Below are 13847 nucleotides of genomic sequence, written 5' to 3' on the forward strand. Positions count from 1 at the left end.
GCGTGGGCCCACCCACCGCAGGTTACTGGCTCTTGGGCAGGTTCTGCAGATCCTCCTGGCCTACGCAGTTCCGTGACGACGGAACCTTGCCGGCCGCTGCTGCCAGGTCCGCAAGCACTGTCGCGGAGCTGATCTTGTCCGGGTCCATCAGGACCTCCGTGGCGGGCTCCCTGCCGTAGGTGGTCAGCGTCCACACGGGGTCGCCTTCCTTGATCACCCAGTCAATGCCGTTGACGGTGACGCAGCGGTCGGTTGTCGGCCCCGGAACGTTTACGCCGCAACGGAGAATGACAAGGGACGGATCGCCCCAGGCGGCGGTGGCCTGGCTGTTGGTCTTCCGCAGTTTGGAATCGCCGATGGCATCCGGCAGGGCCACCATCATGGGCGCACACGCCGGGTTGGCGGCGTCCTTGGCGGCGGTGACATCAACGGCGGGGGAGCAGGCGGCCAGTGAAAGGGCGGCAATGGCCCCAACCGCCGCGGTCCTGGCGGCGCGGGCGGACAGGGGCAGCTGGGGATGGTGCATGCTTCCAGCCTATCGCCGCCGCAGTCCCCGTCCGGACACAATGTCGGCCCGGCGCGGTAGCGTAGTGGCGTGCCTGAAGACCTCCGTAACCGCGTTGACCGCCAGCCCACCGTGGCAGGCCTTTCCGAAGCCGACCTGCTGGCCCGGATCTTTCCGCGCCTGCACATGGAGGGCGGCCACAACTCCAACACGCTCCTCGGCCCGGGGGATGATGCCGCCATCGTCGCGGCTCCGGACGGGAAGACCGTTATCAGCATCGACACGCAGGTCCAGGACCAGGATTTCCGGCTCCTGTGGCCCAACGGCTACCGCACCACCGGTTTCGATGTCGGCTGGAAGGCCGCGGCGCAGAATCTTAGCGACATCAACGCCATGGGCGCGCATGCCACGTCCATCGTGGTCAGCCTCACGCTTCCCGTTGACACGCCGGTCCGCTGGGTGGAGGACCTGGCGGACGGGCTGACGGCCGGAATCCGGGAACTCGGGGCAGTCCACTGTTCCGTGGCGGGCGGCGACCTTGGCCGGGGCCGGGAAATTTCGGTGACCGCCGCGGTCCTGGGAACCCTCGACGGCGGGCGGCCCGTCCTCAGGTCCGGCGCACGGCCCGGGGACATCCTCGCACTGGCCGGAACCGTCGGCCACGCGGCGGCGGGCCTGGCCCTGCTCGAATCGGGCGTGCCGCTGGACTCCCTTACACCTGCAGAGCAGGCCTTTGTCGACCTGCAGTGCCGTCCGCGGCCGCCGTTGGAAGCCGGCCCGGCAGCGCGCGCTGCAGGTGCCACGGCGATGCTGGACATCTCGGACGGACTCCTGCGCGACGGGAAGCGGCTGGCCACGGCCAGCCATGTCGCGGTGGCACTCGATCCAGCGCGTCTTACCCAGTTGGCGGACCTGCTGGGCCCCGCAGCGGCGCGGCTGGGAGCAGATGCCGCACCGTGGGTCCTGGGCGGAGGGGAGGACCACGGGCTGCTGGCCACATTCCCGGCCGGCGTTCAGCTGCCACCCGGATTCACTGCGATAGGCTCGATACATGCACTCGGCACCGACGAAGGCCCGGGTGTCCTGATAGCTGGCCGGGCCGCGGACACCGGGGGATGGGATCACTTTGCACACTAAGGTTGCCGCCAACGCGCTGGCGATGAAGAGGTGGCTGGGCAAGGCTGAAACTGCCCTGGGAAACCACAGCGACCGGCTCAACGCCATCAACATCTTCCCGGTCGCTGACGGCGATACCGGCACCAACCTCTACCTCACGGTCCGCGCTGCCGCCCGGTCGCTGGTGCTGGACGCGGACCAGCCGGCCCCCGTGGACGTCGGGGAAGTTCTTTCCAAGGCCGGGCAGGCAGCCATGGAGGAGGCCAGGGGAAATTCCGGAACCCTCTTTTCCGTCTTCCTGTGCGCAGCCGCCGAGCCACTGGCCGGGCACACCCGGCTGACGTCCACCCTCCTGTCGGCAGCCCTGAACCGTGCCCAGATCCGCGCCTGGTCTGCGCTGAGTGATCCCGTTCCGGGAACCATGCTTTCGGTGATGGAGGCGGCAGCCCGTGCGGCTGGGGCCGTCGACGCCGGCCAGGACGGCGATGACAGCAACCACGCCCTGGGCCTGGCGCTGGACGCAGCCGTGGAGGGAGCCCTGGCTGCCGTGATCCACACCGAGGAGCAGCTTGATGCACTCCAGTCTGCCCGGGTGGTGGATGCCGGCGGCGTGGGGATGCTGTTGATCCTCGACTGCCTCCGCTCAGCCGTCATGGGGCAGGAACTGCAGGGCGAGCTCCTGGACGGCCTGCACGGCTACGATGTCTCCGATCCCCACATCCACACCTCCATGCCGGACGACGACGGCGTGGAAGTCATGTGCACAATCAGCCTTTCGCCCTTGAACGCCGCAACCCTCCGGCAGCGGCTGGACGAGATTGGTGAGTCCGTGATCATGAGCCAGGTTGGCAACGGGCCGGACGCGGAAGGAAACTACAGGTGGCGGGTCCACGTGCACGTGCCGGACGCTGCTCCGGCTGCAGCAATCATCCGGTCCCTGGGCGAGCCCTCCCAGATCACCATCAGCGAACTGGCGCTGCCCAGGGATCCTGATGCGGATGCGGTGAACACCGGCGGGCATGAACGCTGAGCTGGAACTGGCCCTGGAGCGGCGGATCGGGAAGCGTTCGGCGGCAGTCATTGAGAAACATCTCGGCATAGCCACCGTGCAGGGCCTCCTCAACTACTTCCCGCGCCGCTACATGAGCCGCGGTGAGCTGACCCCCATCACGGAGCTGCCGCTGGATGAGGACGTCACCCTCATTGCCAGGGTTCTGTCCAGCAGCACCCGGCATATGCAGGCACGCCGCGGGACCATCACCGACGTCATCGTTTCCGATGACGACGGGCAGCAGGGGCTTCGTCTGGTGGGTGGCCGCGATTACACCGGTAAAGTTCCGGGGACCCTCAAAATCAGCTTCTTCAACGGGTTCAAGGCGAAAAACGAACTCCTGCAGGGACGCCGCGCCCTGTTTTCGGGCAGGGTTACCAGCTTCAAAGGGAAGCTTGGGCTCACCAACCCGGACTTCCAGCTCCTGGACGAGGATCCCTTCAGCGATGGGGGCCAGGACCCCGAAAAACTTGCGGCCATGCCCATTCCGGTCTATCCCGCCACGGCCAAGTTGCCCAGCTGGAAGATCCAGAAGGTGATCGCCACGCTGCTTGAGACCTCGGACCTCGGCGCGGTGCCGGACCCGGTGCCCCCGCTGGTCGCTGCCAGGGAAAACTTCCTGCCCGTGGCCGACGCCTACCGCCTCATCCACGTGCCTGAAACCGCTGCCGACTGGAAGCGTGCCCGCGACCGATTCCGTTACCAGGAAGCCCTGGTGCTGCAGTCAGCGCTTGCCCGGCGCCGGGCCCAGCTCGCCGCGGAGGAAGCCACCGCCCGGCGCCCTGTCGGCGAAGGCATCCTGGCTGCCTTCGACCAGGCGCTGCCCTTTACCCTCACGGCCGGCCAGGCCGCCGTCGGCAGGACCCTCGCCGGGGAGCTGGCGCAGGACACGCCGATGAACCGGCTGCTCCAGGGCGAAGTGGGCTCCGGAAAGACCGTCGTGGCGTTGCGGGCCATGCTCCAGGTGGTGGACGCCGGCGGCCAGGCCGCGCTCCTGGCCCCCACCGAAGTGCTCGCAGCCCAGCATTACGACTCCATCCGCCGCACCCTGGGTCCGCTCTCCAGCGAAGGACTCCTGGGCGGCCTGGCCGGAGGCAACGGGCCGTCCGTCCAGGTCACCCTGTTGACCGGGTCCATGTCCACGGCGGCACGGAAGCAAGCCATGCTGGATGCGGCCTCAGGGACGGCCGGGATCATCATCGGCACCCACGCGCTCCTCAGCGACAACGTCTCGTTCTACGACCTGGGCCTGATCGTGGTGGACGAGCAGCACCGCTTCGGCGTGGAACAGCGCGATGCCCTGCGGGCCAAGGCCCGGAAGCCGCCGCATCTGCTGGTCATGACCGCCACGCCCATTCCGCGCACCGTGGCAATGACCGTGTTCGGTGACCTCGAAACCTCCACCCTCGATGAACTGCCCAAGGGCAGGGCCCCCATCACCACCCATCTCGTGGGCCTCGCCGAGAACCCCGCCTGGGCGGCACGGATCTGGGCGCGCGCCCGGGAGGAGATCGACGCCGGCCACCAGGTGTACGTGGTCTGTCCCAAGATCGGAACGGACGACGACGGCGACTTCAGCCCCGGGGAGGCCGCACCACCGGGCGTGGAGGCGGAGGAAGCCAGGGAACTGGCGTCCGTCACCGCCGTCGTGGACCACCTGCTGGCTGAGCCCTCACTGGCGGGGGTTCCGCTGGCTCCCCTTCACGGGCGCCAGGACCCCGAGGTGAAAACGGACACCATGGCCGGGTTCACCGCCAACCGCATCAAACTGCTCGTCTCCACCACGGTGATCGAGGTGGGAGTGGATGTGCACAACGCCACCCTGATGGTGATCCTGGACGCCGACAGGTTCGGGATCTCCCAGCTGCACCAGCTTCGCGGGCGGGTGGGCCGCGGCGGGCTGCCCGGAACCTGCCTGTTGGTCACCGCCCTTGAACCCGGCCACCCCAGTCGGAGGCGGCTGGAGGCCGTGGCTGCAACCACTGACGGTTTCGTCCTGTCGCAGGAAGACCTCAAGCTGCGGCGCGAGGGCGATATCCTTGGTGCTTCCCAGTCCGGCGGCCGGTCCACCCTGAAGCTGCTGCGGGTCCTCGAACACGAAGACGTAATAGCCCGGGCCAGGGACGACGCCCAGGCAATCGTCGGCGGTGACCCGCTGCTGGCCGGCCACCCCGGCCTCGCCGATGCCATTGAGCAGTACCTCAACCCCGAGAAGGAGGCGTTCCTTGAACGCGGTTAGCAACGAGGGCGCACCGGGCGCCGCCGGATCGCGGTGGGCGCCGTGACGCGGATCATCTCCGGGGCCGCCGGCGGCACACCGCTGGTAGCTGTTCCAGGATCGTTGACCCGGCCTACGACGGACCGGGTCAAGGAAGCGCTCTTCTCCCGCCTCGATGCCTTCGACGTGATCGCCGGCGCCCGGGTGCTGGATCTTTATGCCGGTTCCGGTGCCCTGGGCGTGGAAAGCGGCAGCAGGGGAGCGCGGGCGGTGGACCTGGTCGAGTCGGACGCCAAGGCCAGCGCCGTGTGCCAGCGCAACGCTGACCTCATCAATGGAGTGCTGGGCCAGAAAACCGTAACCGTCCACCGCTCCAAGGTGGAGCCGTTCCTTGACCGCGCGGCGGCAACGGCTGCCTGGGACCTGGTGTTCCTGGACCCGCCGTATCCGCTGGAGGACGGCACGCTGTCGGCGGTGCTGCAGAAGCTCGCGGTCCACCTGGGCCCCGGAGCCGTGGTGGTGGTGGAACGCTCCTCGCGGTCACCGGAACCGGGCTGGCCCGAGGGGATGACCAGGTTCGCCGAAAAGAAATACGGGGAGACCAGGCTGTGGTTCGCGGAGCCGTTTGTTCCCGACGCCATCGCCCCCGGTGACTTGGCTGACGGTGACCTGGCGGACGCTGACGGGGCTGAGTCCCCGGGCGCCTAGGCCGAGAAAGGGTCCAGGTCCACTCCGGCCAGGACCCTTGCGGGGTGGGGGCCCCGCGATGTCAGCTCAGCTGTCCACGATTCCGGCCAGGGGCCCTGGGTCCCCGCAAGGATGATGTTTCCCGGATACCTGCCCTGGAACATGCCGGCCTCGGCAACGGCGCCCACATCGGCCATGGCCCCGCGCATCGCCGCCACCTGGCTCCTGACGAGCGTGAGCGCCGGCTCGTCACCCACATTCACGATCAGGAGCCCTTCCGGGCCCAGGCGCTCCCCGGCCTCGCGGTAAAAACCGCTGTTGGCGATGTGCGCCGGTGCCTCCGGGCCGGAGAAGATGTCCAGGATCACGACGTCGAACGTGAGGCGCGGGTCAAGCGCACCGAGTGCTTCGCGGGCATCGCCGATGACGGTGGTCAGGTTTGTCCCCTCGGGCATCGGAAGGTGCCGCAGGACAAAGTCCAGCAGTTCACGTTCCAGCTCCACCGCGTACTGGGTCGAGCCCGGACGGGTCGCCTGGATGTACCGCGCCAGCGTCAGAGCCCCTGCCCCCAGGTGGAGCGCCCTGATCGGTTCCCCGGCCGGTGCCGCCAGATCCACCAGGTGCCCGATCCGGCGCAGGTACTCGTAGAAGATGTCTTCCGGCCGGTCAAGGTTGACGTGTGACTGTTCGGCGCCGCCGATGCGCAGGACGTAACCGCCATCGGTAAAGGCGTCGGGTTCGATCGTGGCGTGCTGGCCGGTGGTCCGCAGGAAGCGGCTGGCGCCACTGCCGCCGCGGCCGGACATCAGAGCCTGCCGCGCAGGGTTGCCAGCCGCTCGGCGGCCTCCTCCAGGACTTCGGTCCTCTTGCAGAAGGCAAAGCGGAGCAGGCTTCGTGTCCGTTCCGCGCCTTCCGGGTGGCAGAAGACCGGAACAGGGATGGCGGCGACCCCCACCAGTGCCGGCAGGCGCCGGGCCAGGTCCAGCGCGTCCGTGATGCCCAGCGGGGCTGTATCCACATTGACGAAGTAGGTTCCCTGCGGAGAAAAGACGTCAAAGCCGGCAGCCCGGAGCCCCGCGCTGAGAATGTCCCGCTTCTGCTCCAAAGCAGAGGCGATGCCGGTGTAGAAGCCGTCCGGCAGGGCCAGTCCCCGGGCGATCGCTGCCTGGAAGGGGGTGCCGGAACTGTAGGTGAGGAACTGCTTTACCGTCCGGACCGCCGCGACCAGTTCCCCGGGGCCGCTCAGCCAGCCGATCTTCCAGCCGGTGAGGGAAAACGTCTTGCCGGCGGAGGAAATGGTGATGGTCCGGTCAGCGGCGCCCGGAAGAGTGGCCACGGGGGTATGGCTCACGCCGAAGGTGAGGTGCTCGTACACCTCGTCGGTGATGATCATGCTGCCGTGCCTGGCCGCAAGATCCACCACCCGCTGCAGGATTGCCGGCGGAAAAACTGCTCCCGTGGGATTGTGCGGGTTGTTCAGCAGCACCACCCGCGTCCGTTCGCTGAAGGCTGCCTCCAGCGCCGCCAGGTCCGGCATGAAGTCCGGGGCCGCCAGGGGGACAGTGGTGTGGGTGGCTCCGGAGAGTCCAATCACCGCGCCGTAGGAGTCGTAGAACGGTTCAAACGTGAGGACTTCATCGCCCGGCCCGGCGAACGCCAGCAAGGAGGCGGCGATGCCCTCGGTAGCCCCGGTAGTGATGATGACTTCCGTTGCCGGGTCCGGCGCCAGCCCGTAAAAGCGCTCCTGGTGCGCGGCCACCGCCTCCCGGAGTTCCGGAAGGCCCTTGCCCGGTGCGTACTGGTTGGCACCGGCCGCAATGGCGGCCCGCGCCGCCTCCCTGATTTCCGCCGGCCCGTCCTCATCGGGGAAGCCCTGTCCCAGGTTGATGGCCCCCGTCTGGACGGCCAGGGTGGTCATCTCTTCGAAGATGGTGACTCCGAGTCCGCCGTCCGGCGCCAGGAGGTTCGCTCCGAGCGCGGTGCGCTGCCACGGAGCAGGTGCCAGGGGTGTGGAAAGTTCCCGTGCTCGATGCATCCAGTCATGGTATCCCGGCCTTTCCATGAGGTAGGTTCGGAGCATGAGACGCGCTGTGTGCCCCGGATCCTTCGACCCCATCCACAACGGCCATCTCGAAGTCATTGCACGGGCTGCCGGTCTTTTCGACGAGGTCATTGTGGCCATCTCCACCAACTATGCGAAAAAGTACATGTTCAGCCTGGAAGAGCGGCTGGAGATGGCGCGGGAGACCCTGGCGTCGCTTAAGGGCATCGTGGTGGAACCGGTGGGCGAGGGGCTGCTGGCGGAGTACTGCCGCCAGCGTGGTGTCTCCGCCATTGTCAAAGGACTGCGGTCGTCGTCGGACTTTGACTACGAGCTTCCCATGGCCACCATGAACCGGCAGTTGAGCGGGGTGGAGACGGTCTTCCTCCCGGCAGAGGCCAGCTACGTCCATCTGTCCTCCACCCTGATCAAGGAGGTGGCTGTCCTGGGCGGCAGCGTCTCGGACTATGTGCCCCGGTCGGTGCACCGGCGCATGGTTTCCGGCGAGCCTTCGCCGGATCAGCAGCCAAAGCGGTAGGCTGGATCGGTACTTCGGCGCTGCCCGCTGCCGGTTTGAGTCACCATGGCTCTTCAGGCTAAGATGGTACGTCGGTCATATGTTCAACAGGAGTTCTCATTAACAGAGATGCTGGTTCGCCCTTGGCGTTCGACGTCAAGGACCTCGGGCGCAGCCCGGGAAGCATGCGGACACTGAAGGAACATGTACCCGCACCGGGTGATCTTGGTGTGGCGCTCATTGGTGTTCAGGAAGGCTCGGATGTCGAGCTCGACCTGAGGCTGGAGGCCGTACACGAAGGAATTCTGGTATCAGGAACCGTTATCGCCGAAGTAACCGGCGAGTGCGGCCGATGCCTGGATCCCCTTGCGTATGACCTTGAGGTCAATGTGCAAGAACTTTTCTTCTACGAGGGCATTGAGCTCTCGGATGGAGAAGAAGATGAAGAGCAACGTCGAGTCGAGCACGATGTAATCGATCTTGAACCGGTGTTGCGGGACGCGGTTGTCACCAATCTGCCGTTCCAGCCGGTGTGCCGGGAAGACTGCCAGGGCCTTTGCTCCGAATGTGGAGTTCGCCTGGAAGACGAGCCGGGGCACCACCACGAGGTCCTGGATCCTCGCTGGGCTGCCCTAGCTGATATGGCTAAGCCTGACCGGCAAAATTGATTTGTACGTGTTTGTCTAGAGAGAAATGAGTTAGCCGTGGCTGTTCCCAAGCGGAAAATGTCTCGCTCGAATACCCGCGCCCGCCGCTCGCAGTGGAAGGCGACCGCCCCCCACCTGGTGAAGACCGTTGAGAACGGCCAGGTCACCTACAGCCTGCCGCACCAGGCAAAGGTCGTTACCGACTCTGCTGGCACCGCGCTGTTCCTTGAGTACAAGGGCCGCAAGGTCGCTGACGTCTAATCGGCCCCAACAGGCTGACTGATGTCTTCAACTGAAGAGCTTCTGAAGCGTCTCGGTGTCTCTATTGACGCCGGGACGCTTCGTCTTGCGCTTACCCACCGCTCGTACGCGTACGAGAACGGCGGTATCCCCACCAACGAGCGCCTCGAGTTCCTGGGCGACTCCATCCTGGGCTTTTCCGTCACTGATGCCCTGTACCGGGACAACCCGGACCTGCCCGAAGGCGAACTCGCCAAGCGCCGGTCCGCCGTCGTCAGCACCCGTGCCCTTGCGGGCATCGGACGCAGCCTGGGCATTGGTGAGTACATTTACCTGGGCCAGGGCGAGAAACTTACCCACGGCAAAAACAAGGCATCCATCCTCGCGGACACCATGGAGGCCCTGATCGGGGCAACCTACGTCTCCAACGACATCGAGACCGCGCGGCAGCTGGTCATGCGGCTGATCGGACCGCTGCTGAAGGATGCCGCCGTCCTGGGCGCCGGCACCGACTGGAAGACCAGCATCCAGGAACTCGCGGCCAGCCGGCAGCTGGGCAGCATCCATTACGCAGTGGATGGCTCCGGCCCGGACCATGCCCGCACCTTCACCGCTGTGCTGAACATCGGTGGAACGGCCTACGGCAAGGGCTCCGGGCATTCCAAGAAGGAAGCGGAGCAGGAAGCAGCGGCCGACGCCTGGCGTGTACTTTCGAGCGCCGAGACACGGAGTGCAGCCGGCACGTCCGCGGGCTCCGTGACCGCCACGTAGTGTTCCATGCCTGAACTGCCCGAGGTCGAAGTGGTGCGCCGCGGCCTGGTGAGCTGGGTCCGAGGCCGGACCATCAGTGCTGTCGACGTCCTGGATCCGCGCTCCGTCCGGCGCCATGCCCTTGGGCCCGGGGACTTTGCCGGCAACCTCGAGGGTGCAACGGTGTCCGACGTCGTGCGCCGCGGCAAGTTCCTCTGGATGCCGCTGACGGACGGCCCCGCTGCACTGGAAAATCCTGGGACCGCACCGGTACCGGAAGTCGCGCTCATGGCACATCTGGGGATGAGCGGGCAACTCCTGATGCAGGATCCGGACGTCCCCGATGAAAAGCACCTCAAGGTCCGCCTCCGCCTGAGTCCACGGGAGGGCATGCCGGACCAGCTGCGGTTCGTGGACCAGCGGATCTTCGGCGGCCTGTTCGTTACCGCTTTAATTCCCACGGACGACGACGGCCCCGGCGGCCTGGCAGAGTCCCCCCTTCCGCTGATCGCCGCGGAAGCTGCCCACATCGCGCGCGACCCCTTGGACCCGTCTTTTTCCTTCGACCTCTTCTACCAACGCCTCCGCAAGCGCAAGACGGGCTTGAAGCGGGCTCTGTTGGACCAGGGGCTGGTGTCCGGCATTGGCAACATCTACGCCGACGAAGCCCTGTGGCGGGCCCGCCTGCATTTCGCCCGGCCCACCGACACCCTTCGCCGCAGCGAGGCGCGGCGCGTCCTGGACAGCGCCCGGGAGGTCATGCTCGATGCCCTCGCCGCAGGAGGAACCAGCTTCGACTCGCTGTACGTCAACGTCAACGGCGCCTCAGGCTACTTTGACCGGTCCCTCAGCGCCTATGGCCGCCAGGGCGAGCCGTGCAAGCGGTGTGCCGCAGCGGGGATCAACGCGATCATTCGGCGGGACCAGTTCATGAACCGGTCGTCCCACACCTGCCCGGTTTGCCAGCCACGGCCGCGCAACGGCCGCTGGTAACTTGCCCTGACGAAACGGCGGGACTCTGCGGATTCTGCGGTTCCTGAATGTGGAATCCGCTGGAACACTGGGGTGATGAAGCCCGCGGTTCCATTCACCAGCACGAGGTGGCCCTCATGACGGTCCTGAAACGTTTGTGTCTTACAGGGGCGGGTGCAGCCGTCGCGCTGGCCGGCGTTGCCCTGGTGCTGAACCAGGCCACGGCTGAACCCCTGGAGACGTCGGCAGTAATGCTGGCGTCCACGGAAACCGGAGGAGTTGCCGCGCTCAGCCAGCCGCGGGCGTCCCTGCCTGCTGCACCCGGTTCCGGGCAGGGGCAACGGCCGCTGGAAGTTCTGCCACCCGTCCAGGCCCCGCCGCGCGCCCTTCCGCTGCCCGCGGTTCCGGCCCCGCTGGTGCGGGCCCCGCTTCCGGCGGCGGCCTCGGCGAGGAATTCGGTAGTCCGGGGCTTTCCGTCCAACATTGTTTCTTTTCCGGACAAGACCGTGCCGGTCTTCACCGCCGTAAGTCCGGGGGAGGGGGCCATGGAGTTCACAGCGGAGGGCATCACTCCGCTGACTATTGACCAGGCCCTTGCCCACTTCCAACAGAGCCTGTTCAAGACTGGATTCCGAAGCGAAGCTGCCCAGGCCGGCCAGGGCGGGGCTGCTATAAATCTTGTCCGGGGCAAGGACCAGATAACTGTTTCCGCCACAAGCACGGGAACCGGCGCCACCCACTTCAGCCTGCTCGGAAGATTCCACACCAGTGCGGGTAAGTAAGCATGTATATTTCCGTCTCTGACCGTAACGGCGGCCAAGGCGGGACAGAACAGGCACGCACTGCTGTTCCCTTCAGGTTCGCCCCGACCATCGTTTGGCTCGGTGTCGTCAGCCTGTTTACCGATGTCTCCTCGGAGTCAGTGGCGGCGGTTCTTCCCCTGTACCTCACAGGCTACCTGGGCCTCTCGGTGATCGCGTTCGGTGTCCTGGACGGTATCAACCAGGGCGCGGGTTCGCTGGTCCGGATCGCGGCCGGATGGTATTCGGACCGCGCCGGCCGGCCCAAATATGTTGCACTGGCCGGTTACGGCCTGTCCGCCACGGCGAGGTTGGCATTGCTTTTTGCCGGGGGATTCTGGAGCCTCACCGGCACTATCACCGCGGACAGGATCGGCAAGGGAATCCGGACCGCGCCGCGGGACGCCCTGATCACAGTCAACGCGCAGCCTGAGCACCTTGCACGGCATTTCGGCGTCCACCGCATGCTCGACACCGTCGGCGCGGCGCTCGGTCCCCTGCTGGCCGCCGCCATCCTGCTTCTCATACCATCCGGATATTCCACCGTCTTTGTGGTTTCCCTGGCCTTTGCCGTGATTGGTGTGGCAGCACTGGCGCTATTTGTCCCGGACTTGCCGGCCCTAAAACTGCGCACCGCGTCCGGAAGCAGAAAGGCGGGTCCTGCACCCATCATCCGGTGGAGGACGCTGCACCGCAGCGGACTCGGCCGCCTCCTGATTACCGCGGGACTTTTTGGCCTGCTAACGGTCGGTGACGGATTCATCTACCTGGCACTCCAGGACCGCAATGCCTTCGAACTGCAATGGTTTCCGATGCTGTACGTGGGCACCAACGCCGTCTTCCTGGCGCTGGCCATCCCGCTGGGGAGGCTCGCCGACCGCTGGGGACGGACCAAGGTGTTCGTCGCCGGCCACCTTGCCCTGTTGGCCTGCTACCTGCTGGCTGCCCTCCCTTTCACGGGCGCAGGAGCAGTTGCAGGGTGCCTGGTCCTCCTCGGCATCTTTTACGCGGCGACTGACGGGGTCCTGACCGCATTGGCAAGCCAACTGGTTTCTCCGGAGCGTCTGGCCACAGGAATAGGTGCAGCCCAGACGGTTGTGGCGGTGAGCAGGATGGTTGCTTCGGCCGGATTCGGTGTCCTGTGGTTCGCGGTGGGGCCCACCGCAGCTCTGATCCTCGTGGGTTGCCTGCTGGCCCTCGCAGTGCTGGCCTCGCCGCTGCTCCTTGGCCGCGCCAAAGCAGCTAAGGTGCATGCATGATCCTTCGTGCCAGGCCCACCGGTGACAAAGGCCGGTGGGCCGTACTGCTGCTTGTCGCTGCCATGGCCCTTGCGGGAGCCGGTTTCTTCGCCTTCCAAGCCGTCCAGCGTTTCCAGGAAAGCCAGGCGGCGGCCTCCGAATCCGACGTCTCCGCGGGAGGGTCTCCGTTGCCCGCGGAACCGTTCGTCCTCTTCCGCAACACGGCCTCGGGCCAGGCCTACGGTCAGGCCGCCACGGTTTCCTTGTCCGATCCGGCCGGCGCCCGTGCGGTCAGCGGCGTGGACTGCGACCGGACCTATGGAACCAGGAGCGCAGTCATCTGCCTGCGCACCCAGCGGGGCCTCGTTACCCGTTTTGAGGCTTCCCTGTACGACAGGAATTGGCAGCAACAACGCAGTTGGGCGCTGCGCGGCATACCCAGCCGGGCCAGGATTGACCGCACGGGAAACTCGGTCGCCACCACAGTCTTCGTCACAGGCCATTCCTACGCCGGCGCAGGTTTTTCAACGGAAACTTCGATCACCCCGCTCGGGGCCGGCAGTGAATCGGGCAGCCTGGAGGAGTTTGCCCTGGTGGTGAATGGAGAAAAGGTCATGGCCAACGACCGCAACATCTGGGGGGTGACGTTCGTCCCCGGCCAACCGAATGCCTTTTATGCCACGGCTGCATCCAGCGGCCGGATCTGGTTGGTCAAGGGCAGCGTTTCGGAACGCACCCTCACTGCTGTCTACGACGGAGCGGAGTGCCCCTCCATCTCTCCGGACGGAACACGCGTGGCCTACAAGAAGAATGCCGCCGGCCCGCTCGATCCCCATTGGAATATCGCTGTCCTTGACCTGGCCAGCGGCAGGGAGACCGTTCTTCGGGAGACAGCGAGTGTTGATGACCAGGTGGAGTGGCTCGACAACGCCACCCTGCTTTATGGACTTCCGCGGTCCGATGAGGCGGGCGACAGCGATATCTGGCAGATCGGCGTGGACCCGGCCGCCAATCCTGTGCTGTTCATCGAACATGCCTGGTCACCCTCCGTTGTCCGCTGATTCG

The 13847-nt window shown here is 66.3% G+C and carries 15 protein-coding genes; 12 read left to right on the top strand and 3 right to left on the bottom strand.

Translation table 11 applies throughout. The annotated features are described in order from the left end of the window. Positions 1–22 precede the first annotated feature (22 nt). A complete protein-coding gene (locus tag BACI349Y_RS08345) occupies positions 23–526 on the bottom strand; it encodes a DUF3515 domain-containing protein (protein ID WP_159631717.1) in 504 nt (167 codons plus the stop codon). Positions 527–595: 69 nt separating this feature from the next. On the opposite strand from BACI349Y_RS08345, the gene thiL reads away from it, so the two are divergent. The 4 genes from thiL to rsmD are packed head-to-tail and all read left to right on the top strand — an operon-like array spanning position 596 to position 5598. Further along, positions 596–1642: a thiamine-phosphate kinase gene (gene thiL, locus BACI349Y_RS08350; protein WP_159631718.1), complete on the top strand. Its 1047-nt coding sequence runs from the start codon at positions 596–598 to the stop codon at positions 1640–1642. Between the two features lie 22 nt (positions 1643–1664). Further along, entirely contained in the window at positions 1665–2651 is a 987-nt protein-coding gene (locus tag BACI349Y_RS08355; protein WP_159635397.1) for a DAK2 domain-containing protein, read from the top strand. Then, on the top strand, positions 2641–4911 hold the full coding sequence (locus BACI349Y_RS08360; RefSeq protein ID WP_159631719.1) for an ATP-dependent DNA helicase RecG: 2271 nt from the start codon (positions 2641–2643) through the stop codon (positions 4909–4911). Before BACI349Y_RS08355 ends, BACI349Y_RS08360 begins: the two co-directional genes overlap by 11 nt. A gap of 42 nt (positions 4912–4953) precedes the next feature. Beyond that, positions 4954–5598, top strand: coding sequence for a 16S rRNA (guanine(966)-N(2))-methyltransferase RsmD (gene rsmD, locus BACI349Y_RS08365; RefSeq protein WP_159631720.1), 645 nt, complete (start codon positions 4954–4956; stop codon positions 5596–5598). On the opposite strand, the gene BACI349Y_RS08370 is transcribed toward rsmD, so the two are convergent. Together BACI349Y_RS08370 and BACI349Y_RS08375 are read right to left on the bottom strand one after the other, a co-directional pair. After that, entirely contained in the window at positions 5595–6383 is a 789-nt protein-coding gene (locus BACI349Y_RS08370) for a spermidine synthase (RefSeq protein WP_201302409.1), read from the bottom strand. The genes rsmD and BACI349Y_RS08370 overlap by 4 nt on opposite strands. Further along, positions 6383–7612: an aminotransferase class I/II-fold pyridoxal phosphate-dependent enzyme gene (locus BACI349Y_RS08375; protein WP_201302410.1), complete on the bottom strand. Its 1230-nt coding sequence runs from the start codon at positions 7610–7612 to the stop codon at positions 6383–6385. The genes BACI349Y_RS08370 and BACI349Y_RS08375 overlap by 1 nt, the downstream gene beginning before the upstream one ends. A 43-nt stretch (positions 7613–7655) precedes the next feature. On the opposite strand from BACI349Y_RS08375, the gene coaD reads away from it, so the two are divergent. The 8 genes from coaD to BACI349Y_RS08415 all read left to right on the top strand — a co-directional run bounded on the left by coaD (position 7656) and on the right by BACI349Y_RS08415 (position 13843). Beyond that, positions 7656–8156, top strand: a complete 501-nt coding sequence (gene coaD / locus BACI349Y_RS08380) for a pantetheine-phosphate adenylyltransferase (protein WP_159631722.1) — start codon at positions 7656–7658, stop codon at positions 8154–8156. Between the two features lie 122 nt (positions 8157–8278). Continuing rightward, positions 8279–8803 carry a YceD family protein gene (locus BACI349Y_RS08385; RefSeq protein ID WP_159631723.1) on the top strand — a complete coding sequence of 175 codons (525 nt, stop codon included), beginning with the start codon at positions 8279–8281 and terminating at the stop codon, positions 8801–8803. A 36-nt stretch (positions 8804–8839) separates the two neighbouring features. Continuing rightward, positions 8840–9043, top strand: coding sequence for a 50S ribosomal protein L32 (gene rpmF / locus BACI349Y_RS08390; RefSeq protein WP_009356569.1), 204 nt, complete (start codon positions 8840–8842; stop codon positions 9041–9043). A gap of 21 nt (positions 9044–9064) precedes the next feature. Beyond that, entirely contained in the window at positions 9065–9793 is a 729-nt protein-coding gene (gene rnc / locus BACI349Y_RS08395) for a ribonuclease III (RefSeq protein WP_159631724.1), read from the top strand. A gap of 6 nt (positions 9794–9799) precedes the next feature. Further along, positions 9800–10765, top strand: a complete 966-nt coding sequence (mutM, locus tag BACI349Y_RS08400; RefSeq protein ID WP_159631725.1) for a bifunctional DNA-formamidopyrimidine glycosylase/DNA-(apurinic or apyrimidinic site) lyase — start codon at positions 9800–9802, stop codon at positions 10763–10765. A 116-nt stretch (positions 10766–10881) separates the two neighbouring features. Next, complete coding sequence (locus tag BACI349Y_RS08405) at positions 10882–11526, top strand: hypothetical protein (RefSeq protein WP_159631726.1); 645 nt, start codon at positions 10882–10884, stop codon at positions 11524–11526. Positions 11527–11528: 2 nt separating this feature from the next. Further along, the gene (locus BACI349Y_RS08410; protein ID WP_159631727.1) at positions 11529–12803 is read left to right on the top strand and encodes an MFS transporter; all 1275 of its coding nucleotides are present in this window, start codon (positions 11529–11531) and stop codon (positions 12801–12803) included. Continuing rightward, a complete protein-coding gene (locus BACI349Y_RS08415; protein ID WP_159631728.1) occupies positions 12800–13843 on the top strand; it encodes a TolB family protein in 1044 nt (347 codons plus the stop codon). Before BACI349Y_RS08410 ends, BACI349Y_RS08415 begins: the two co-directional genes overlap by 4 nt. Positions 13844–13847: the final 4 nt, after the last annotated feature.

Origin of the sequence: Arthrobacter sp. 8AJ (genome assembly GCF_902506025.1) — a bacterium.
Classification (GTDB): Bacteria; Actinomycetota; Actinomycetes; order Actinomycetales; family Micrococcaceae; genus Arthrobacter.

Excerpts from the sequence above, each read along its gene's own strand:
- BACI349Y_RS08415 (WP_159631728.1), top strand. The coding sequence starts at position 12,800 with ATGATCCTTCGTGCCAGGCCCACCGGTGACAAAGGCCGGTGGGCCGTA.
- BACI349Y_RS08410 (WP_159631727.1), top strand. The coding sequence starts at position 11,529 with ATGTATATTTCCGTCTCTGACCGTAACGGCGGCCAAGGCGGGACAGAA.
- BACI349Y_RS08370 (WP_201302409.1), bottom strand. The coding sequence starts at position 6,383 with ATGTCCGGCCGCGGCGGCAGTGGCGCCAGCCGCTTCCTGCGGACCACC.
- rnc (WP_159631724.1), top strand. The coding sequence starts at position 9,065 with ATGTCTTCAACTGAAGAGCTTCTGAAGCGTCTCGGTGTCTCTATTGAC.
- BACI349Y_RS08405 (WP_159631726.1), top strand. The coding sequence starts at position 10,882 with ATGACGGTCCTGAAACGTTTGTGTCTTACAGGGGCGGGTGCAGCCGTC.
- BACI349Y_RS08355 (WP_159635397.1), top strand. The coding sequence starts at position 1,665 with ATGAAGAGGTGGCTGGGCAAGGCTGAAACTGCCCTGGGAAACCACAGC.
- coaD (WP_159631722.1), top strand. The coding sequence starts at position 7,656 with ATGAGACGCGCTGTGTGCCCCGGATCCTTCGACCCCATCCACAACGGC.
- BACI349Y_RS08375 (WP_201302410.1), bottom strand. The coding sequence starts at position 7,612 with ATGCATCGAGCACGGGAACTTTCCACACCCCTGGCACCTGCTCCGTGG.
- mutM (WP_159631725.1), top strand. The coding sequence starts at position 9,800 with ATGCCTGAACTGCCCGAGGTCGAAGTGGTGCGCCGCGGCCTGGTGAGC.
- BACI349Y_RS08345 (WP_159631717.1), bottom strand. The coding sequence starts at position 526 with ATGCACCATCCCCAGCTGCCCCTGTCCGCCCGCGCCGCCAGGACCGCG.
- BACI349Y_RS08360 (WP_159631719.1), top strand. The coding sequence starts at position 2,641 with ATGAACGCTGAGCTGGAACTGGCCCTGGAGCGGCGGATCGGGAAGCGT.